The organism is Rhizobiaceae bacterium, assembly GCA_023953835.1.
In the GTDB taxonomy this organism is placed as follows: Bacteria; Pseudomonadota; Alphaproteobacteria; order Rhizobiales; family Rhizobiaceae; genus Mesorhizobium_G.
On sequence record JAMLJB010000001.1, the window covers coordinates 763,429 to 784,131 of the forward strand.

Genomic DNA, 20,703 nt, shown 5'->3' on the forward strand with positions numbered 1-20,703 from the left:
ATTTTCGTCGCCCGACGAGGGGATGATTTTCGGTGCGGGTATTAGAAAGGCTACCATATCCCGGACTGCGAGAGCTTGCCGTCTTGTTTGGCGGCTTGCTTGTATTTGCAGTTTCCGGACCTGTTGCCACGCCTTTGGACAATATTGTTCGCGACGCGATGATGGTGTCCATATCGCCCTTTTCGAATCCGCCTCAGAATATTGTGATCGTGTCGATCTCAGAGAATACTCTCTCGAGGTTTCCCTATCGATCGCCAATTGACCGAGCCTTTCTGGCCGAGATCATCAAGAAGATCGACAACGCATCCCCCAGAGCTATCGGCTTAGATCTGTTGTTTGACCAGCCAACCGAACCTGAAAAGGACCTTGGACTGGAAGTAGCTATCGAAGCAGCGCGCAATCCAATCGTCCTTGCCACTGCTTCACAAATGGAGGGTCTCACAGAACGGCAAGTTGCATATCTCAACGAGTTCGCACCCCAAGCGATACGCGGGCTTGCAGTGCTATCCCATGACAGGATCGATGGAGTTGTTCGACGAACTTTCCTGGGACGCGCAGACGCAAATGGCTGGATGCCAAGCTTCGCCGCAGCAATTGCGCTCAAAGACGAGACCGAAGTTCTGCCTATCGGAACAGAGCAAGTCTACTACAGGAACGGTCAGGCGACGCTTTACCAGTTCCCTGTCTATCCGGCAGAAACAATTCCGATGGTCCCGGATGAATGGTTCAACGACAAATATGTTTTGATCGGCGCGATACTGCCGCACGAAGATCTCCACCCGACACCCTTCGCGAACTTTGGAGATGCTGGTGAAGGCGCATTGCCGGGCGTCGCAATCCATGCCCACTCGCTCGCCAGCATTCTCGCCCATGACGCCGTTGTCACGCCCGCCTGGCCTGTTCGAACTGTACCCTATGTCGTGCTGACCCTGCTATGCCTCTGGATCTCCTGGGCACCTCTTCCCGTATTGCTGAAGCCCGCGTGTGTTGCCGCTGCCGTCGCCATGATCTTTGTCATCGCAGCAATCGCTTTTTCGCAGTTTGGAGTATTGCTCCCGGTTGTTTCGCCAATTCTGACTATTGTCGTTCTTTCGTCACTCGTTTCGATCTTTGCCTGGCGAAGAGATAGTCGAGATCGCGAATTCGTACATGAAGCCTTTTCGAGATATGTCAGTCCGGCCATCGTCTCGGAGATCGTCAAAAACCCGACAAAGCTAAAACTCGGCGGCGAACGACGACATATCACTTCCATATTTACCGACGTTGAAGGGTTCACGTCCTCAAGCGAATCGACTTCGCCAGAAAATCTCGCAGCAATGTTAAATGAATATCTCGAACAAGTTTGCGAACTGTTCGTCGTTCACGGCGCGACTATAGACAAAGTGGTCGGCGATGCAGTGATAGGATTCTTTGGAGCGCCCGCCGAGCAAAATGACCAGGCAGAACGTGCGCTGCACCTCACTCTCGCCATTTGTAGACTGAGCGCACGCATATCAAGAGCCAAAGCCGAGGGTGGTTGGTCTTTCGGCAGAACCCGCATCGGTGTCCATAGCGGACCGGCGATTGTAGGTAACTTTGGCGGGAGCCGTTTTTTCAACTACTCCGCAATAGGAGATACCGTAAATATTGCGTCACGCCTTGAATCAGCGAACAAGTATTTCCAGACCACAAACTGTGTCAGCCGTGCAGTCATGGAAAACACTACCGGCTTTCTATTTCGCCCCATCGGTCATATTCAATTGCGCGGAAAACGAAGGCCCATTGACGCATTTGAAGTGGCAGGTAGAGATGAGTTTCATCAAAACATGTTCGCTGAGTATGAGTCAGCTTTTAATTTGCTAATTTCTAACGCCCCAGATGCACAAAATGCTTTCGCAACGATTTCTGAGAAATACCCTCTGGATGGGCTCATTGCATTTTACAAATCTCGACTTCAAGATGGAAACATGAGCACAGACATTTACCTCGGTCGTTAAGCGGATCAGGTGACATGCGATCAATATCAGTGATCCATTGCTCGACATATCTTCTCGCAGCCTCAGCCGCTGCGTCGTCCAACACTACAGCCATTGCCGCCGAAAACTATGTCGTCATTGCCATCAGCCGCAACTCAGAAGAGCTTTCGCTAGGAACGCGTTTTATTGCGAATGACAGGATCGTCGTTCCTGCAAACGTGACGGTGACTCTGCTCGGTGAGGATGGAAGCATTGAGCGGCTTGTTGGACCTTCGGCATACATCATTACCAAGGAAGAGCTTCCGTCAGGTCAATCAGGCGCCTCGCGTGCGGAATACCAGAGCAAGCTCGCCGCGATCGGGGACTTCCTGTCCGGTGAAGGTCGAAGGATCGAGAGCGTGGGCGGAACAAGAAGCGGAAATCAAAGTCCCGGACCTTCATACAACCCCGACCCGTGGGTCATTCCAATTGAGACTACAGACCATGGATGCGTTCGCGATGGGAGAATCGTGCTTTGGCGTCGTGACGCAAAAGAGTCATTGAGCCTTGCTGTTCGTTTCGGAGACGAACTTCATGACAAACTGGTCTGGGATGAAAATCACGAAACGTTCGACGCTTCGGGATATGTCCCTGACAATGTGGATTCCGTCAGGATTGAACTCGACCATGATACGCTGAGGACCATCTCGCTGACCCAATTGCCCGCTGGTGCTGAAGAAGGCCCTCTGGACGTTGCATCGTGGATGGCCAGGTCGGGCTGCAACGAACAGGCATTCGCATTCATACGCCAACTCGCCGGGCGCTAGAGCCAGAACCAGCTTTCAGATTTGCGGAACGAGAGGTTCCAGCAAAATAAAATACAAGGCGCCGATGGCAAGCAATGTCAGGGTTCCGAGCCGGGTCTTCATCGACAGCAGGAAGATCATCAAAGCGACCAGCCACGATGCAAGCCGGTCGGGGGAAGCTTGCAGCAGGATTGCGGAACTCGACATCACCAATCCAGCCGCAATCGGGGCAAGGCCAAGCGCAACGGCCTGCTGCCAGACCGCCGGCGGGCGGGAGTGCCACAGACGCGCAAGGACGAGGATCAACAGAGAGGACGGCAGGAAGATCGCGATCGATGCCACCACTGCACCGGCGAAACCGGCGACATGCCAGCCTATCAGCGTGACGATCAGGGTTCCGGGGCCGGGAGACGCGCGGGAAATACCGAAAATGTTGATAAAGCCGTCCGGCGTGAACCAGCCGTTCTGAACGACCACGCTCTGGATGTCGCCGATGATGCTGATGCCGCCGCCGATGGTCATGAGCGACATTGGTGCGAAGGCGAGCAGCAGACGCAGGAGAATGTTGTCATTGTCCACGACTGGCACTCCAGTAGCAGAGCGCGATGCTTATCGGGGCGAGGACGGCCACGGTCACGATGGTCGGCACGTTCAGGTAGGCTGCGGCCAAGGTGGCGACAAAGACGGTCAAAGGCAGAAGCGATTTCGACACCGCGCGGCGAATGGTTCGAAAGCTCAGATTGAAGGATACGCCCAGCGCCGCCGCGCTCAGTCCTGAAAGCGCCAATCCGACAAGCGGCCATTCCGTGGCACTGTGCAGGACCTCGCTGGCGAGAACAATTATGATGGCGCCGGGGAGGATTACGCCCAGGCAAGCGACTGCAGCTCCGATCCCGTAGCGCAGCTTATACCCCATCCAGATCGATATATTGACGACATTGACGCCCGGAAGGGCCTGCGAGATGGCGAGTCCGTCGATGAAATCGGCTTCGCTGATCCAGCGCCGCGTGGTCACGAATTCCCGCATCATGAGAGCGCTGACGCCGCCACCGAAGCTGGACATGCTGATCTTTGCGCAGGCCCAGAATATGCCGGCCAGAGAAGGAGGTCTTGCTTCTGTGTCCATTCGCCGGACCGCCCTCCTGTGCGCTCAAGCCAGACTATTGACCATGGAAGCCAAGGCTGGCCAGACCTCATCAGCGCCACGCACCGTCATGGAAACAGCTACATAGAAAATGATGGCCAGCCCCGCATAGGCGATCCAGCTCCACCGGTTGAGGAGGCCTGCGATGAAAGAGGCTGCAACGCCCATCAGCACGATGGAGATGACAAGCCCCGCGACAAGAACCGTCATGTTTTCGCCAGCCGCTCCAACCACAGCCAAAACATTGTCAAGTGACATCGAAATATCTGCGACGACGATCTGCGTGACAGCTTGCAGCATCGTCTTGCCGTTCGCATGGCCGTCCCCCTGCGTGTGGTTGCCAGAAGGCGCGTCCGCCGACCGCAATTCCGACCACATTTTCCAGGTGACCCAGAGCAGGAGAAGGCCCCCTGCCAGCAGCACCCCGAAAACATGCATGAGTTGTCCCGCCAGGACCGCAAAAAGGACGCGCAGTACCGTGGCGGCGAGAATCCCGAACAGGATTGCCCTCCCACGCAGATCAACCGGCAATCCGGCTGCCGCAAGGCCTATGACAAGCGCGTTGTCGCCCGAAAGCGCAACATTGATGGCGATAACCTCGGCAAGGCCCAGTAGCGAATCCAATGTCAGCTCCATTCCCCCGGCAACATCAGCTTCGCCATGAGCAACCGTCGCCGAACTTGCCTTGGGCAGATTCCATTATGTGAGTCGTCGCCGGGCGGCGTATCCCTACAAAGGATATGGACGGCCAACAAGGCTGGCCGTCCATTTTCCATTGCAGGTTTCGTCACTTGACTTCGAGAGCGCTCTTGCCCGCGACGAGCCTCGAAAGGATCATCGCCGCCAGACTGAGAACCACGATCAGGAGGGCCATCGCCGCCGCAAGCTCCACCGTGCCCTGCTCCAGATATTCGAGGACCTTGGTCGACATGACCTCGGTGGCAGGCTGTGTCAGGATTGCCGACATGGACAATTCGCGAAGGCTCAGGGCAAACACAAGCAGCCCGGCCGCCAAACCGCTCACTTTCAGCAGCGGCAAGGTGACATGACCCAGCGTGCGCAGCCACCCTGCCCCGCACACCCGCGCTGCCTCTTCGAGGTCGGGCGTTATCTGTTTGAGGGCCGTGCGGAAAAGCACGAAGGAGATCGGCAGGTTCTTCGAGACATACGCAATCAGCAGGATCGAGAAAGTTCCGTAGAGCCAGTTGAGATAGCCGAGCATGATGCCGACCGCCAGCGCGATGGCCGGAAAGCCGTAGGCGGTCAGGATGGTGGCGGTGACGATGCCCCTGCCGACGATCTGGGTGCGCTCCACGAACCAGGCGAAAAGCACACCGAGCAGGATGCAGGCGAAGGCGGTTCCGGCCGACAGCAGCAGGCTGTGATACACCGCATCGAGCACTCCGAAGGATGGGTCGATGATGCTGCGGAAATGCTCAAGCGTCATGTTCTCCAACGTGACGTCCGAACCGAAGGCGTTGAGCATCGAAAGGACGAGCAACGCAAAGAGCGGCAGAACCGAGGTTACAAAAAAGACGGTCATGCAGAAGATCAAGGCGGGATATTTTGCTTTGCCCAGCCTTACCGGCTCTGCGGAGCGAGACTTTCCCGAGATCGTCCTGTAGCGATTGCCCTTGACGATCGAGCGCTGGACGAGAAGGCAGAGCAGCGTGAAGATGACGACCGGGAGCGATATTGCCGCCGACAGCTCCAGATGCGGTGGGAATGACAGCAAGGTGTAGATCTTCGTCGTCAAGACGGAGAAATTAGCCATCATGCCGATTGCGGCGGGAGCACCGAACGACGACACCGCATCGAGTATCACAAGGATGCAGCCGGAAACGATGGCCGGCCTCACAAGCGGGATTGTCACGGTCGCGACTGTGCGCCACTTGCTCGCGCCAAGCACGCATGCGGCGTGTTCATAGCTTGGATCGACATTGGCCAGCGCCGATGCGACCGCGAAAAACACGAGCGGATAGAGATGCGCGATCTCGACAAAGACGAGGCCGCTGAAGCTCATGATGTTGAAGACCGGGGCATCGAGGCCGAGCACGGAGCCGAGCGCGATGTTGAGATAACCGGTATTTGGTGCGGCGAGGAAAATCCACGCAATGACCGTTATGAAGGAGGGCACGACGAAGGAGATCGCCGCCCCGACGCGGATCAGGTTCTTGAACGGAATGTCGGTGCGCGTGACCAGCCATGCCAGCGGCAGGCCGACGACCAATGTGCCCAGCGTTACCAGAACGCCCAATTGCAGCGTGTTCCACAACGCCTTGATAATGCCGGGATCGGAAAATGCCTCGACCACGGGCGCCCAGGTCGGCAGTCCGTTCTTGTCGGCAAGTCCGAACCTTGCCAGCAGCGCCATGGGATAGATGATGAGCCCGACGAGTATCAGCAGCGCGATCGTCAAGACGATCAGCTTTCCTGGCTCGGAAAGCAGAACTTTCACACGTCCGTAGAGCCAGGTCCAGGTGTTCTGGGGCAATTCGCGGGACCCTGCCGGAACCGCGACACCGACTGTCAATGTCATGGAACCACCCTCGCCGCTTCGGAGTCGAAACTGAGATTGATCTGGTCTTCCGAAGAAGCAGGCATCCTGCGGGTCTGCACTCTCAGCGTGCGTCCAGCCACATCGACAAGAAGCTCATACCTGTTGCCCAGGAACGATGCGTCGATGATGTGACCGCTGAAATGTCCTTTGTCAGTCGACAAGGAAATGTCTTCCGGCCTTACCGCTATCGCGACCTGCGACCCAATTTCAGCTTCGGCGGCGAAATCGTCAGTCGCCGTTCCCCAGACGGGCATGCCGAGTTCGGTCTTTACCTGCAGTCTCGCACCGTCCTTCGCGACCAGGCGTCCTTCGATGATGTTGTTCGTGCCGACGAAGGAGGCCACGAAACGGGAGATGGGCCGCCGATAAATCGCGTCCGGCGCATCACATTGTTCGATGCGCCCCCCGTTCATCACCGCGATGCGATCGGCAAGCACCAGCGCTTCCTCCTGATCGTGCGTGACATAGAGCATCGTCATGCCGCGGTCGCGATGCAGGCGCTTCAACTCGAAACGCATCTCCTCGCGCAAACCCGCATCCAGGTTGGACAGCGGCTCATCGAGCAGGAGTAGGCTTGGCTCACCGACGATGGCGCGGGCAAGAGCCACGCGCTGCTGCTGGCCGCCGCTGAGGTCGCCGGGGTATCGCCTGCCGTGTCCGCCGAGCTTGACGATTTCGAGAATGGTCTCGACTTTTCGACGCGTGGTCGCCCGGTCGTTTCCGGCGCACACAAGACCGAACGCAACATTGTCGTGAACAGTCTTGTGCGGCCAGATCGCATAGGTCTGGAACACCATGCCGAGCTGGCGGCGCTCGGTGGGCACGAAGGCGCCGTGTCCCGAGGCGATCATTCCGTCAAGGTGAATCTGGCCGCTGTCGGGCTCCGTAAAGCCCGCCACCATTCTGAGCGTGGTGGTCTTGCCGCAACCGCTTGGCCCAAGCAGCACCACGCATTCACCGGGGCTGATGGTCAGGTTGACGGCATCGACGATCGTGATGCCGCCGAGACGCTTGTGAAGGGCCTTCAGTTCCAGCCGTGCATCGGCGGACGTGCTCTGCTTTTCCAGACTAAGCGCCACCGGATCACTCCCTGCCGAAGGCGGTGTCGAACCGCTTCAAGAAGTCCTGAACAGCCTGGTCCTGCGGCGTGGCGAATGAAAGGCTGACCGGATTGAGCGATTCGAGGGCCGGCATACCCTCGACCATTTTCGCATCGACATTTGTCGGCCAGTATTTGCCGGCGCCCGTGAGCACTTCCTGGCCCTTGGCGCTGGTCAGCAGTTCGAGCATCAGCTTCGCGGCATTGGGATGGGCAGCGCCGGCCATGATTCCGCTCGGCTGCTCGGCAACCTGGGTTCCGTCATCCAGCCCTGCGAGATCGATCTTCTGGCCCGCCTGCTTCGCAATCAGAATGTTGAAGGACGAGATGATCGGAGAAATCGGACGTTCGCCCGAGGCAACCGAACGGGCGGCCTCGGATGCGCCGCGCACGAACATGACGTCCTGCTTGGCGAGTTTTTCGAGGTAGGCCCAGTCGACTTTGCCGGACTCGATCAGATTCATGAAGTAGGTCAGGCTGTTGCCCGAAGTCGACGGGTGGGCGATGATAATCTTGCCCTTGAACTTCGGGTCAAGGAAGTCGTTGAAAGTGTGCGGAAGCTGCGACTTGTCGGTATATGCCGTGGTGTTGTAGGCGATCGTGAGCAGATAGACGCCTGACGAGTAATATGTACCATCGGGATCGGCATATCCCTTGGCGATCTTGTCGAACGAACTGACCTTATAGGGTTCGTAATATCCCTTCTGCTTCCAGATCTGCGCGACATAGGGCTGGGTCATCGTGACGACGTCGGCGCGAAGTTGCCCCGCCGCCTTCTCCGCCTCCACCTGTGTGATCACCTCAGGCGCCTGTTTGCCGACAAGCGTCAGCGCGATTTTCGGAAAGTTCGCACTCCACAGTTCGCCGAGCGCTTTCGCTTCCTCGTTGCGTGAGGCCGTATAGTAGACAAGCTCGGTTTCGCCCGCGGCCACCGCAGCGTCGTAGAGCTTGATCATCTCCGGGTCGTCGAGTTTGACGGGTTCCGACCTGGCCGAAGACACGGCCATCACCGCCACGGCAGCAGTCAGGACAAGGCGGTTCAAGATTCCAAATGTTGGCATCACAAGTTCCTCCCAAAACTGTAACCATAAGAGGGCCTGCGCGACAGAGTGTCAACACATTTTGCAAAAATGACGCCAAATACAGCAAAAAAATGAACTCGCCCGCTTCCAATTTCCGTTTTTGTCAACATCTTTGGAAAATCTGATCGGTCGAAGTCGCGAAAACGGGTTGTGTCTGCTCCAAAACGGAACAGCGGCAGAACGCTGCCTGCGCCCACGTCGGAAAGCGACCGCTTGGTCAGCGGCGATAAGGGCCGTCACGGCTGTCGGTCAGGATGGTCCGCGCCGCAAATGCCTGCAATTCACGCGAACTTGCGTTGCGCGTCGAGCGCCAATCCAAGCCCGACGCTGCCGAACATGTCGCCCTGCACGACATTGGCATCGGGGAAAAGCGCGAGTATCCGCTGCCTCGCAATGGGCAGCGCGGTCGATCCGCCCGTCAGGAACACGCTTGTGATCTGTGCAGGCTTGATCCCGGCCTGAACGATTGTTTCCCGGACCGTTGCAACAACCCGGTCGACATCGCCGCCCAGAGTCTTTTCCAGTCCTTCCCGCGTCATCTCGGCGACAAAGCGCACGTCCGGCAGGTCGACCTTCACCTGTGCGGCCAGTGCATCGGTCAGTTCGATCTTGGCAGCTTCAACGGAGCCTGCCAGCGCGTGCCCGTATCGATGTTCGACGATTGCGATGAAGCGATCGACAAGCTCGGGGTGCCGCGCCTCGTAGCGGATCTGGCGCAAGTGGCGCATCGCCTGCGACGTATAGAGGAAATTGATGCGCTGCCACGTCGCCAGGTCGACGAAGTAAGACGCGGGCAGGTTCCGTTTTCCGTCGCGGGTCGGAGTAAGATAGCCGAGATGCGGCATCACATGGGCTATACTCAAGAGGCGGTCGAAGTCGGTGCCGCCTATATGAATACCCGTACTGGCCAGCACGTCCGTCTTGCGGTCCGCGGCCTTGGCGCGCTCAGGCGAAACGCGGACGATGGAAAAATCCGACGTGCCGCCCCCCATGTCGACAACCAATGCCAATTGCTCGCTGGAGATGGTATTTTCATAGTCGAGCGCGGCCGCGATCGGCTCGAACTGAAATGCGACATTCTCGAACCCTTGCGCACGAGCCGCCTTCTCAAGCTCATCTTGCGCGCGGGCGTCTGCGATCTCGTCATTGTCGACAAAATGAACTGGTCGCCCCAACACCACGCTTTTGGTTTGGTGCTGCGCGTCCTCATCAAGCTTCTTTTTCAGCTGGGCTATGAAAAGACCGATGATCTCGGCAAAGGCGATGGATCGCGCCTTGATCCGGGTTTTCTCGAAGATCAGGTTGCTGCCGAGCACGCTCTTGAGCGCCCGCATCAGCCGGCCCTCGACCCCCTCCACATAGCGTTCAATGGCCGCGCGTCCGTATGAGACCTCGCCATGCTCGAAGCCGAAGAAAACGGCGCTCGGCATCGTCGCATTCCCGCCCTCCAGTTGTACGAGGCGCGGCTTTCCGCCCTTCATCACGGCGACGGTCGAATTCGATGTCCCAAAATCGATTCCGGCAAATGTGGTTGTCATGGATCGTCCCTGCGATGCGCGGCCTGCAGAGCGGGCCTGCCAAATGTATCTCTCTGCATCGGGCACGTAGATTCGTCCGATGCCAGCTCCCGCCACATGGCAAACAAATCAAACCACGACAATAGGACTCGTTGAAACGACAATCGTTATTTCCCACCTTCTTTGCCCATTCATATTACATATATATTCTTTTTTACTTTACTAAGCATATTTCTATTGACATTTATATTTTACTATTGAAGGTAATATTTTGAATACGACTTATATGGAATTCTTTATGCAAGAAAATTCTTTCACGCTCGCCTGCGTTGCAACCGACCGTTCGCGACCCATCGTAGACGGCCGCATAACTGTGGCGTCCGGTCGCCTCAGTTGCATTCTCGAAGAGCCGGAGGAGATTTTCCGTCGCGCGCTGCGCGAAAAGGCTTTTGCAATCACCGAAATGTCGATGAGCAGCCATATCGTGACAACGGCACGTGGCGACAGCGCCTATGTCGGCGTGCCGGTATTTCTGTCTCGCGCGTTTCGGCATTCGAGCATCTTCATCCGCACGGACAAGGGAATATCCCGCGCGGAGGACCTTTTCGGCAAGCGGATCGGTATTCCGGAGTACCAGCAAACCGCGGCGCTTTGGGTGCGCGGCATCCTGACCGAGCAGCACGGCGTGGACCCTGACCGGGTGGTCTGGGTCGTCGGAAGCCAGGAGCAGCCCAGCGGCACGGAGCGCATCGCCCTCGACCTGCCGCCCCGCATAAGGCTGGAGCGCATAGCGCAGGACCAGACGCTGAATGCGATGCTGGCCAATGGCGAGATTGACGCGATTATCACCCCTCGACCGCCTAGCTGCTTCGTTGCGGGCACGGCGCCCGTCGACCGGCTGTTTCCCGATTACCGGTCGGCTGAAATCGCCTATCACCGGGCCACGGGCCTTTTTCCCATCATGCATTGTCTCGCCGTTCGCAAGGACGTCGCAGCCGAACATCCCGACCTGCCCCAGCAGCTTTTCGCAGCGTTCTGCCTTGCCAAAGAGATGGCCATGAAGGATCTCGCGATGACGAACGTGCCGCGCGCGACTTTGCCCTGGGTCGCGGATCATCTCCGCGAGACGCAGAGGCTGCTTGGCACCAATTTCTGGCGTTATGGGTTTGAGGCCAACCGCGCCGAGCTTTCGACGATGGTCCGCTATGCCGTCCGGGACGGGCTTGTTCGTGAAGAACTGGACCCGCGACTCCTCTTTCATCCAAACACGCTTGATCTTATCGATGACCCGAACTGAAAATGTGAAGGCGCTTACTCCGCCGCGATGCGGTGGGTGGTCTGCAAGCGCAGGAACTTCTCCGCCTCCAGCGCCGCCATGCAGCCCATTCCGGCCGCCGTCACCGCCTGCCGATATATTTCGTCGGTGACATCGCCAGCGGCGAATACACCGGGGATGCTGGTCACGGTCGAGCCCGGAACCGTCGCGACATAGCCGGAGGAAGTCAGCTCAAGCTGGTTCTTGACCAGCGAAACGGATGGGTCGTGGCCGATAGCGACGAAAAGCCCATCCGCCTTGCGTCGCGTCGTTGCGCCGGTCTTGAGGTCCTTCAGCACCGCGCCGGCCAGCATAGGCATATCGCCGTCCTCGCCGAACATGTCCTCGACGACGTGGTTCCAGAGCACCTCGACATTGGGCTGCGCCAAGAGCCGCTCCTGCAAAATCCGCTCGGCGCGAAATTCCGACCGCCGATGCACGACCGTCACCTTGGATGCAATGTGCGAAAGGCTGTGGGCATCCTCGACAGCGGTGTTGCCGCCGCCGACAACGATCACTTCCCTGTCCTTGAAGAAGAAGCCGTCGCATGTAGCACATGCCGAAACGCCCGAACCCTTGAAGCGCTCCTCTGAGGCAAGGCCGAGCCAGCGCGCCTGCGCGCCGGTCGCCAGAATGACCGTATCGCATGTCAACGTGCCGCCCTTGGCCAGTTTGAGGCGAAACGGCCTGGTGCTCAGGTCAAGCTCGACGACCGTGTCGGAAACAAACTGCGTTCCGACATGCGCGGCCTGCGCCCGCATCTGATCCATCAGCCACGGCCCCTGTATCACGTCCGCAAAGCCGGGATAGTTTTCGACATCCGCGGTGGTCGTCAGTTGTCCACCGACATCGATGCCGGAAATCAGCACGGGTTTGAGCAAAGCGCGCGCGGCATATATCGCGGCGGTATAACCGGCGGGACCGGAGCCGATGATGATGAGATTGGCGTGTGACATGTCGAGCATCCGGTTGGAGTTGCAAAAGCCGGTCCCTCGCTCAATCGACCCGAGGAACCGGCGAAGCCGTGGAACCGATTACACCCACAACCGCTTCGGGATCGGCAGGCCGTTGTAGTAGTCCGGTGGGATTTCGAGTTCCGCGCCGATGCGACCGGCGGCGACAATGTCGAGCTGCCGCGCATGCTGCGTGCAGTGCCAGACCGCGCGCTCGATCACCTGTCCGCTGTCCTGCTCGCCATAATAGGTTGGCACGCGGGCGGGAATGCGCGACGGGCCGCCATTCTCGTACCAGGCGCGCAGGTTCGCCATGCGCATATCGATGAACTTGAGCAGGTCCGCCTTGGTGACGATGGCAGGATCGACGTAAGCGTGGATCGGCTTGATGTCGAGCACGCCTTCATCCATGTGCAGCATGAATGCGTGCGTGATCTGGAAGATGTGGACGGCAAGCTGCTTGAGCGTTCGCTCGCGGATCGGGATCGCGCGCTCATCGAGATTTTCTTCGGAGAACTTCTCGACGATCTTGCGGGCCTTTTCCAGCATGGGCTGCCAGCGATCGAACAGCGCCTCATTGGAAAGACGGGTGTGATTGCGGGTCACGCCCAGCAGGGCGGCGACGTCCTCGAGCGACTGCGCGTAGACGAAGCGGTTTCCCTTCCTCACCGCCGGAATGCTGCGCAGGCCGCCGGCTGTGATCTCCTCCATCGCGCCTGCGGTCGACACGACATTGACGGATTCGAACGGAAGCCCGGTCTCCTCGACAAATTCCTTGACCTTGAGGCAGCTCGAGCAGCCAGGCCTCCAATAAACAGAAATTTCGGGACGAGCCGTGGCTCCCGCGATTGGCTCGGTGGCCGAAGCAGTGGCAAGCATCATGCACTCCTTTGCGAATTGATTTGGCGCGGCCAGTCGTCCCGCCATCGGCGCCGAGCTGTCCGCTTGATGTGGAGATAATCAAAGACCCATATTTTGTCAACATTTCTTATTCACTTGGCGACATTATGTCAGTTCTGGCGGCATTTTTTGGCTACATGAGAGAAAAATGTCGCCAATTTTATCCACTCCTTGCGGTTGCACGTATGGAGCTGCCCGCCTGCATCCGCTGGAAGTGTTGACAGTTTTGGCATCCTTGGTATCTAGCTCCCCACGATAGTGGACTTTCCGCGTGCGAGTGTCGGAACTGGATCGGCGTTCGGCCCGGTTTATGCGTTCGTCTTGGCTTGAATCGGAGGATTCACAACTGAATTCGATTACTGACAACAGTTCCAACGCCATATTGCGCGACGGCCGGGAAGTGGATCGCGCCTTCGATCTGGTGCTGAACGAGATTCTATCGGGTGCTCTTTCCCCGGGCTCCAAGCTGAAGGAACCGGAACTGTCGCGCCGGCTGGGCATCAAGCGCGGACCACTGCGGGAAGCGATCCGGCGGCTGCAGGGGCGGAATCTTGTGCTGTATTCACCGAATCTCGGTGCGCGCATTGTGGTCCACAGCCCCAAGGACATCATTGATATCTACGAAATGCGCGAGGCGCTCGAAAGTGTGGCGGCGCGCCTGTGCGCCGAGCGCATGACCGATGGCGAGATCGCCGACCTGAAACAGGCGGCGGAGCAGCACTCCCCCTATGACGGCACCAACCGCCCCGAGGATGCGGGGCGCGTGGGCTTTCACCTGCAATTGATCAGGGGCAGCCGTAACAACACCATCGCGAAGATACTTGACGAAGGCTTCTTCCAGTTGATGAGGCTATGGCGGATGCACTTTCCCTGGCTTCGTCACAGCGATGCGCTGAGCCGGCGCGATCACCAATGGATCGCAGAGGCAATTGCCACTCGCGACGGTACCGCCGCTGAATTGCTCATGCGAAACCATATCAAGCGGCTTCGCGAGGTCATCATCGCGAAGAGCAAGGACACAACCGGCATCTGATCGCACCGGTATCGTTGCGCGGCGACGAATTCACGGCGTTATTGACTGTTGCGAACAAAAAGGAAACAGGCTTCATTCCCCGAATGAGCGCCGTTATTCCTGATTCGAGGTCGATAGCTCCCCTCGAAGATTATCTCTCCGGGCTGAATCAGGGCCAGCGTTTTGCTGTGGAACACGGCGAGGGTAAGGTCGCCGAACCGCTTTTGGTTATTGCAGGCGCGGGCTCTGGAAAGACGAACACGCTCGCACATCGCATCGCGCATCTCATCGTCAACGGGGCCGATCCGCGACGCATTCTGCTGATGACTTTTTCGCGGCGCGCAGCTTCGGAGATGACGCGTCGCATCGAACGCATTGCCGTTCGCGTGCTCGGAGACAAGGCGGCGACGCTGACCGAAGGGCTGTCCTGGGCGGGAACGTTCCATGCCATCGGGGCAAGGCTGCTGCGAGACTATGCTCCCGAGATCGGTCTGGACCCCGCGTTCACCATACATGACCGGGAGGATTCGGCGGACCTAATGAATCTCGTGCGCCATGAACTCGGGCTGTCAAAGACCGAGAACCGGTTTCCGACAAAGGGAACCTGCCTCGCCATCTACTCGCGCGCCGTCAACGCTCAGAGTGATCTGCAGGATATCTTGAGAAAGAGCTTCCCGTGGTGCATCGGATGGGTCGATGACCTGAGGCGGCTGTTCGCTGCCTATGTAGAGGCGAAGCAGTCCCAGAACGTGCTCGACTATGACGACCTGCTGCTGTGGTGGGCGCAGATGTGTTCCGAGCCTTCAATCGCAAACGGGTTGGCGTCGCGCTTCGACCACATACTCGTCGATGAATATCAGGACACCAACCGCCTTCAGGCCTCGATCCTGCTTGCGCTCAAGCCCGATGGCCACGGACTGACCGTGGTTGGTGACGATGCGCAGTCCATTTATTCGTTCAGGGCCGCTGAGGTTCGCAATATCCTGGATTTTCCGACGCATTTTCCCAGGCCCGCGCGGATTGTCACCCTCGATCGAAACTACCGCTCCACGGATGCCATTCTGGACGCGGCCAATGCCGTGATCGGCGAAGCAGCCGAACGGTTCACCAAGAATTTGTGGACCGACCGTCATTCACCGCAGAAGCCGTCGATCGTCACCGTGCGCGACGAGGCCGAGCAGGCGAATTTCGTATGCGAGAAGGTCATGGAGGAGCGCGAGGCCGGGACAGCGCTCAAGAAGCAGGCGGTTCTTTTTCGGGCTTCGCACCATTCCGGCCCGCTGGAAGTTGAACTGACGCGCCGTAACATTCCTTTCGTGAAATTCGGGGGATTGAAGTTCCTGGATTCGGCGCATGTGAAAGATGTGCTCGCGGTGTTGCGCTTCGCCGAAAACCCGAGGGACCGCGTCGCTGCCTTCAGGGTAATGCAACTCGTGCCGGGCATCGGGCCTTCCGCCGCCTCCAACGCAATGGAAGCGATGGAGCGCGCGCTCGACCAGACGCTCGGCCTCCAGCTCTTCAAGGCGCCGGTGCGCGCTGAGTCGGATTGGCCTGCCTTTGTCGAACTGTTCTCGGCGCTCAAGTCTCGCGGCCTCTGGCCGGCCGACCTCGAACGTGTTCGGCTTTGGTACGAACCCCATCTGAAACGGCTGCATGAGGATGCGATGGCGCGCCGTGCGGACCTGCTTCAACTGGAACAGATCGCGGCAGGCTATGCTTCGCGACAGCGCTTCCTGACCGATCTTACGCTCGATCCGCCGGATGCAACCAGCGACGACGCGGGGGCGCCACTTCGGGACGAGGACTACCTGATACTGTCTACGATCCATTCGGCAAAGGGGCAGGAATGGTCGAAGGTGTTTGTGCTGAACGGCATAGACGGCTGTATCCCCTCCGACCTCGGCGTCGGCGAGCGCGAAGAAATCGAGGAGGAGCGGCGATTGCTTTATGTCGCTATGACGAGGGCCAAGGACGACCTGCATATCATCACGCCTCAACGCTTCTTCACGCACGGGCAGGCAGCGCGCGGCGACCGGCACGTCTACGCGTCGCGAAGCAGATTCCTCCCCGATCACATACTCGACAGGTTCGCCTTGATCGCGTGGCCCGAGGTTTCGCCGGAGATCGCAGGGCAAAGCGGCGACGGGTCACCGAGGGTGGATCTGAAGGTCAAGATGCGCAACATGTGGGCGGGGTGACGCTGCTCATTTGTCATGCATCGAAGGCACGCCCTTGCGGATGAGGTCCGAGAACTCGGGAGACGTGTCCGCGGCTTGCGCCATCTCATCGATGCTTGCGCGCGATTTCACTTCTTCGAGTGATATGCGGTTATCCAGTGCGCCCATGTCATAGGCATAGCCGGGAAGGTAGCCGTTCGCGATCAGGCGCCAGTCGAAAGGAATGCTGCCGCCTGCCGCGCGCATCATCTTTACAATGACCGTCGTGCAATTGGTGGTGATCGAATTGTAGAACTGGGGAGACTGTGCAAGCGCATTTGCGTCAGCAACATATTCCAGAAGAAGCTTGCGTGCGTTCTCAGGGCTGGTGTTGAGCCGGTAAAGCCTGACATCCTCACCTCTGACATTGGTGCGCAGCCGCACGATGTCGCGTTCGTCTGCCGCGATGATGACCAGAGGACTGCTCTTGAAGAAATCGGCAACCGGCGAAAACGCCCCGCCCTTGCTGCGCTTAACCTCGGCTGACCACGCCAGATACGTTCCATCCTTAAAGCCGAAGCTCATCAGCAGGTGCGCCATTTCCGGCCCAGCCCAGTACGAAAGAAACATATCGAGGCTGCTCAGTTCGTTCAGGTCGAAACGCCTGACCTCCCACCGCTCATCGAAGTCAGTGCGGGTTCGCCAATTGAAATTTCGCACATTGGTCAGTGTCAGGATGTTTCCTTCGACCTCGCCCGTCACCTGACGTGAAACGTCCGTTGCCCAATCGCCTTCTGCCTGTGGCTGAATTGTGCCCCACCATACCAGGATGCCCGCCATAGCCGCAGCGAACAGGCCGGATGCGCGCCAGCGCCACTTCGTGAACAGCCCGAGCAGCGCCGCCGCACCCAACAGCGCTAGGAAAAGTATCGCCGCCAGCTTTCCAGCAAGCGGCAAAGGCAGCCGATACCAGAATGCCAGACAGCCCCACGCTGTGAGCAATAGGACAACGATCGCTGCAATCGCGATTGCCACGTATCGCCAGAACCCTCGCATGGCCACCTCCGCAGTGCACCACTATTCGTTGTTGGCAGGCGTGATCGTGGCGCGAACGGCGGCCAGCCCGCGTGGCCCTTCAGGATCACCGGATGCGGCGATTGCCTCAAACACCTGTCGCGCTTCGGCAATCTTCCGGAGGCCAAGATATGCATAGCCTCTCAACACCATGAGGTCCCTCCGTTCGGGCGCAATGCGTGCGCGCTGGTCGAGCGCCAGCAAAGTCTCCGCATAGCGCTTCTGGTCGAAGAAGCCCGTTGCCCGCATGCTCAGGATCGATTCCTCAAGCTGCCTTGCGCGTTGGTGGTTCTGCGGCGCCTTGGCCGCCGAAACAGCCGCCCTGTCCGGCAAGCCGAGCCGCAGATTGGCAAGACTTTGACCCCAGGCTGCTTCGCTCCGCACGGACTGGTTGCCGCTCTTGATTGCCGCTTCGAACGCCTCGACAGCTTCCATCGGGCGATTGAGTTCCATGAGGCACCAGCCGCGCGTGAGCGCTGCGGCTCCTGTCGCAGACGAGAACTGGTCCGTGCTGGAGCACCCTCTTCTTGGCGTGTTGCCACCACCCTGCCTGACCGCGGCTGTGTTCGCCGGATTGCCGCTGCGCTCGCCCTTCTGCGCTTCCGCCGCGCCGGTACCCTTTGCAGCAGCGCGACGAATCTCGTCGACGGCAGCGGTCTGTATCGAAGGCTCCGTCACGGAGGCGATGCGTTCGGAGCGGTCCGCCCAATTCCTTTGTACCTCGGCCACGCCCTTCATGTCGCCCAGCGCCATGCGCACCACCGCCAGCCCATAGGCTGTCGCTTCCTCGTCGGGCTTCCATAGGAGTGATGTGCTGAACCATTGCGCCGCGGTTTGCTCCTGACCAAATGCGTGAGCATACCAGCCAAGCTGCTGCGCTGTGTCCGCATCCTTCGCGGCCGCCACAACGGGGACAATCCTGCGCAGGATCGGCTCGTCGATCGGCTTTCTTGGTTCGGCGGCGATGAGATTGGCTGCCGCTGCCAGATAGTCCTTGCGCAATTCGTCAGAGGCGTCGCGCCATTCGTACAAGACCTCCTCTGCTTCGCCCGGGCGCTCAAGCGCAATCAGAGCGAGGCCGAGCCCTTGAGAGGTTTCGACATCGTCCTTGATGGCCCGCGCACTGGTGAACCATTGCTCCGCGGCTGACGGCTCGTCCTTGCGCAGGTAGTACCACCCCAACAGGCGGGCATCGTCCGCATTCTTGTTGGAACGGGCGAGCGTTTCGAGAGCGGCGACATCAGCTTCGGGCACAGGTTGTGGCGGATCGGCGATACCCGCCGAAACGCTGGCTCGCACGATGTCCGCCCGGATCGACGCAAACTCGCCCTGTCCATCCTCGCCGATCTTTTCCAAGGTGAGAAGTTCGTCAATCATCTGGCGGGGAAGCAACGGCACGGCCTTCTGCATGGTCGCGAGCCGTTCCGCTGGATTGGTGCAGTTACGCAGGACATATTGGTAGGCGTCCCGCGCGCGACCAACTTCGTTTCGGCTCGCAAAAGCCTCCGCCACGCGCCACAACACATCGAGATCGCCACAGGTGAGAAGGCTCTGGGTGGCAGCGGCGATCCTGATCACCGTCTCATACTGCTTTAGGTCCGACGCATTGATGAGCCGTTCCCGCGCTTCGGCCACAGATAGTCGATCCAGCAGGTCTTTGGGCGGCTGCCATTGCGGTTCGCGGCGTTGGCGGTCCGCGATGCCCTGCCTGACCTCGGCATATTTGCCACCTGAATAGAGCTGCCATAAGCGGTCCAGTTCGCCGTCGACCTGAACCGGAGCGGCGGCAGGGTCGGCGGGCGGCGTCCAGTTCGGATAGAGCGCACGCAACCGGGCAATCTCGGTTTGCAGGCGCTTGGTGTCGCCCTGCCGGGCGAAATACCTTAGTGCGGTTTCATCGACCTGAGACTGGGTCGGTTGGGAGGGCGCCGCAGGCGTCGGAGCCGCAGAAGGGGCCGTTGTGGGAGCCGGAGATGGAGGGTTGTCCGATGGCGTTGTTTCCTGTGCCAGAACGCTCGTCGCGCCTGTCTGGGCAAGGTAGTCCCAGCCGTACCCGCCGCTTTTTCCTGCAAGGAGCCACGCCGCTGCAACGCTGCATACGAGAATTGCGACGAATGATATGTTGCGCCGCCTCACCCGCATGCCTCCTTATGTTCGGCAAGCCAGGAGAGACCCAGGAGCTGAAGCGTCGACGGGAAGTAGAGCGAAGGTTCGAATTTCTTCAGTTCATCCGGCACCGCCGTCTTGCGCAAGACGCATCGCGCAAGTGCCGGAATGAGCAGATAGCCTTTATCAGTCAGTGTTTCGCGAACCGCCCCGGAGGACAGATCGGTAACCGGCACTCCATTCTCCATGGCGGCGAATGGTTCAAGCAAGTCAGGCTCCGTGAAGCCGGCCCTCACCAGATAGAGCGGAACGCGCAATGCGTCATATCCGAAATCCGGGCTGAAACCTTCAGCGGGTTTGGGACTCGTGCGCAATGACAGCCAGTTGGGCGGCAGCCGCTCCGGACCAATCATCGAACCGCCGATGATGTCCAGCCCATCCTTTTCGACACTTGCCCAATCTGTTTCAGGATCGAGTTCTGCAAAAAGCGGGAAGGCCTCGAATACCCAGTAGGACGGATTGACCACAGGGCCATCGTCGCGATCCGATCGCCCAAATCCGGTCGCCCCCGGCATGATCACCGTCCGCTCGCCCACTTGCCTTAGCGTTTGCGCAGCTATTGCCTTGATCATCAGCGTGGCGAACGCGCTCAATTCCGGGATATTCCAGTCACGTCCCGCGCGCGCCAATGCGTAGGCGATCAGGATGTCGCCGTCGGTCGCGTTGTTGATGTCGGTCACATGCGGAATTGCGGCGGGATCCCAGCGCCAGGCTGACAGCCGATCGTCCCGCAGCAGCAATTCGGTGCGGGTAAAAGACCAGATGAGATCGAAATCGGCTCGATTTTCAGCAAGATATGCGAGCAAAAGGCCGTATCCCTGGCCCTCCGAGTGGGAGATGTTGCCGTTGGCGTCATCGACGATGCGACCGCTCGCATCGAGGAATTTCTGCTTGTAGGAACTCCAGTCGGCGCTTGAGATCAATGGCGCGTCCTCCTGCTGTGCAAGAACAGGCCACGGGAGGAGGACGGACAGGCAAGCGAAAA

Annotated in this window: 17 protein-coding genes; 5 read left to right on the forward strand and 12 right to left on the reverse strand. The window is 59.0% G+C overall.

What is annotated here, in order from left to right:
- Positions 1-32: 32 nt before the first annotated feature.
- Together M9924_03590 and M9924_03595 are read left to right on the forward strand one after the other, a co-directional pair.
- Positions 33-1,976 (forward strand): adenylate/guanylate cyclase domain-containing protein, encoded by a 1,944-nt coding sequence (locus tag M9924_03590; protein ID MCO5063479.1) that lies wholly within the window; start codon positions 33-35, stop codon positions 1,974-1,976.
- 14 nt (positions 1,977-1,990) lie between these two features.
- Positions 1,991-2,761: a hypothetical protein gene (locus M9924_03595; protein ID MCO5063480.1), complete on the forward strand. Its 771-nt coding sequence runs from the start codon at positions 1,991-1,993 to the stop codon at positions 2,759-2,761.
- 15 nt (positions 2,762-2,776) lie between these two features.
- Here M9924_03595 and M9924_03600 read toward each other — a convergent pair whose 3' ends face one another.
- From M9924_03600 to M9924_03630, 7 genes are all read right to left on the reverse strand, one after another.
- Positions 2,777-3,319, reverse strand: coding sequence for a chromate transporter (locus M9924_03600; GenBank protein ID MCO5063481.1), 543 nt, complete (start codon positions 3,317-3,319; stop codon positions 2,777-2,779).
- Positions 3,309-3,803, reverse strand: coding sequence for a chromate transporter (locus M9924_03605; protein MCO5063482.1), 495 nt, complete (start codon positions 3,801-3,803; stop codon positions 3,309-3,311). The genes M9924_03600 and M9924_03605 overlap by 11 nt, the downstream gene beginning before the upstream one ends.
- Before the next feature lie 87 nt (positions 3,804-3,890).
- A complete protein-coding gene (locus M9924_03610) occupies positions 3,891-4,520 on the reverse strand; it encodes a YjbE family putative metal transport protein (protein MCO5063483.1) in 630 nt (209 codons plus the stop codon).
- A 151-nt stretch (positions 4,521-4,671) separates the two neighbouring features.
- Complete coding sequence (locus M9924_03615; GenBank protein MCO5063484.1) at positions 4,672-6,423, reverse strand: iron ABC transporter permease; 1,752 nt, start codon at positions 6,421-6,423, stop codon at positions 4,672-4,674.
- Entirely contained in the window at positions 6,420-7,523 is a 1,104-nt protein-coding gene (locus M9924_03620; GenBank protein ID MCO5063485.1) for an ABC transporter ATP-binding protein, read from the reverse strand. The genes M9924_03615 and M9924_03620 overlap by 4 nt, the downstream gene beginning before the upstream one ends.
- 4 nt (positions 7,524-7,527) lie before the next feature.
- Complete coding sequence (locus M9924_03625) at positions 7,528-8,604, reverse strand: extracellular solute-binding protein (protein ID MCO5063486.1); 1,077 nt, start codon at positions 8,602-8,604, stop codon at positions 7,528-7,530.
- 302 nt (positions 8,605-8,906) lie between these two features.
- Entirely contained in the window at positions 8,907-10,163 is a 1,257-nt protein-coding gene (locus M9924_03630; protein ID MCO5063487.1) for an Hsp70 family protein, read from the reverse strand.
- Positions 10,164-10,440: 277 nt separating this feature from the next.
- Here M9924_03630 and M9924_03635 point away from each other — a divergent pair, with 277 nt between their 5' ends.
- The gene (locus M9924_03635; protein ID MCO5063488.1) at positions 10,441-11,439 is read left to right on the forward strand and encodes an ABC transporter substrate-binding protein; all 999 of its coding nucleotides are present in this window, start codon (positions 10,441-10,443) and stop codon (positions 11,437-11,439) included.
- Positions 11,440-11,453: 14 nt separating this feature from the next.
- Here M9924_03635 and trxB read toward each other — a convergent pair whose 3' ends face one another.
- Positions 11,454-12,422, reverse strand: coding sequence for a thioredoxin-disulfide reductase (trxB, locus tag M9924_03640; protein MCO5063489.1), 969 nt, complete (start codon positions 12,420-12,422; stop codon positions 11,454-11,456).
- A 69-nt stretch (positions 12,423-12,491) separates the two neighbouring features.
- Complete coding sequence (locus M9924_03645) at positions 12,492-13,289, reverse strand: hypothetical protein (GenBank protein ID MCO5063490.1); 798 nt, start codon at positions 13,287-13,289, stop codon at positions 12,492-12,494.
- A 421-nt stretch (positions 13,290-13,710) separates the two neighbouring features.
- Between M9924_03645 and M9924_03650 the strand changes: the two genes are divergently transcribed.
- Together M9924_03650 and M9924_03655 are read left to right on the forward strand one after the other, a co-directional pair.
- Positions 13,711-14,343: a GntR family transcriptional regulator gene (locus M9924_03650; protein ID MCO5063491.1), complete on the forward strand. Its 633-nt coding sequence runs from the start codon at positions 13,711-13,713 to the stop codon at positions 14,341-14,343.
- 83 nt (positions 14,344-14,426) lie between these two features.
- Positions 14,427-16,520: an ATP-dependent helicase gene (locus M9924_03655; protein MCO5063492.1), complete on the forward strand. Its 2,094-nt coding sequence runs from the start codon at positions 14,427-14,429 to the stop codon at positions 16,518-16,520.
- Between the two features lie 6 nt (positions 16,521-16,526).
- Here the strand turns inward: M9924_03655 and M9924_03660 are convergent, their stop codons facing one another.
- From M9924_03660 to M9924_03670, 3 genes are read right to left on the reverse strand one after another with little or no spacing between them, the layout of a single operon-like run.
- Entirely contained in the window at positions 16,527-17,534 is a 1,008-nt protein-coding gene (locus tag M9924_03660; protein ID MCO5063493.1) for a DUF4105 domain-containing protein, read from the reverse strand.
- 21 nt (positions 17,535-17,555) lie between these two features.
- Entirely contained in the window at positions 17,556-19,688 is a 2,133-nt protein-coding gene (locus M9924_03665) for a cellulose synthase (protein MCO5063494.1), read from the reverse strand.
- Positions 19,685-20,641: a glycosyl hydrolase family 8 gene (locus tag M9924_03670; protein MCO5063495.1), complete on the reverse strand. Its 957-nt coding sequence runs from the start codon at positions 20,639-20,641 to the stop codon at positions 19,685-19,687. Before M9924_03670 ends, M9924_03665 begins: the two co-directional genes overlap by 4 nt.
- Positions 20,642-20,703: the final 62 nt, after the last annotated feature.

Bases quoted from the DNA above. Each gene is read 5' to 3' on its own strand.
- M9924_03595 (MCO5063480.1), top strand. From the start codon at position 1,991: ATGCGATCAATATCAGTGATCCATTGCTCGACATATCTTCTCGCAGCC.
- M9924_03605 (MCO5063482.1), bottom strand. From the start codon at position 3,803: ATGTCCAGCTTCGGTGGCGGCGTCAGCGCTCTCATGATGCGGGAATTC.
- M9924_03610 (MCO5063483.1), bottom strand. From the start codon at position 4,520: ATGGAGCTGACATTGGATTCGCTACTGGGCCTTGCCGAGGTTATCGCC.
- M9924_03615 (MCO5063484.1), bottom strand. From the start codon at position 6,423: ATGACATTGACAGTCGGTGTCGCGGTTCCGGCAGGGTCCCGCGAATTG.
- M9924_03625 (MCO5063486.1), bottom strand. From the start codon at position 8,604: ATGCCAACATTTGGAATCTTGAACCGCCTTGTCCTGACTGCTGCCGTG.
- M9924_03630 (MCO5063487.1), bottom strand. From the start codon at position 10,163: ATGACAACCACATTTGCCGGAATCGATTTTGGGACATCGAATTCGACC.
- M9924_03635 (MCO5063488.1), top strand. From the start codon at position 10,441: ATGCAAGAAAATTCTTTCACGCTCGCCTGCGTTGCAACCGACCGTTCG.
- trxB (MCO5063489.1), bottom strand. From the start codon at position 12,422: ATGCTCGACATGTCACACGCCAATCTCATCATCATCGGCTCCGGTCCC.
- M9924_03645 (MCO5063490.1), bottom strand. From the start codon at position 13,289: ATGCTTGCCACTGCTTCGGCCACCGAGCCAATCGCGGGAGCCACGGCT.
- M9924_03655 (MCO5063492.1), top strand. From the start codon at position 14,427: ATGAGCGCCGTTATTCCTGATTCGAGGTCGATAGCTCCCCTCGAAGAT.
- M9924_03660 (MCO5063493.1), bottom strand. From the start codon at position 17,534: ATGCGAGGGTTCTGGCGATACGTGGCAATCGCGATTGCAGCGATCGTT.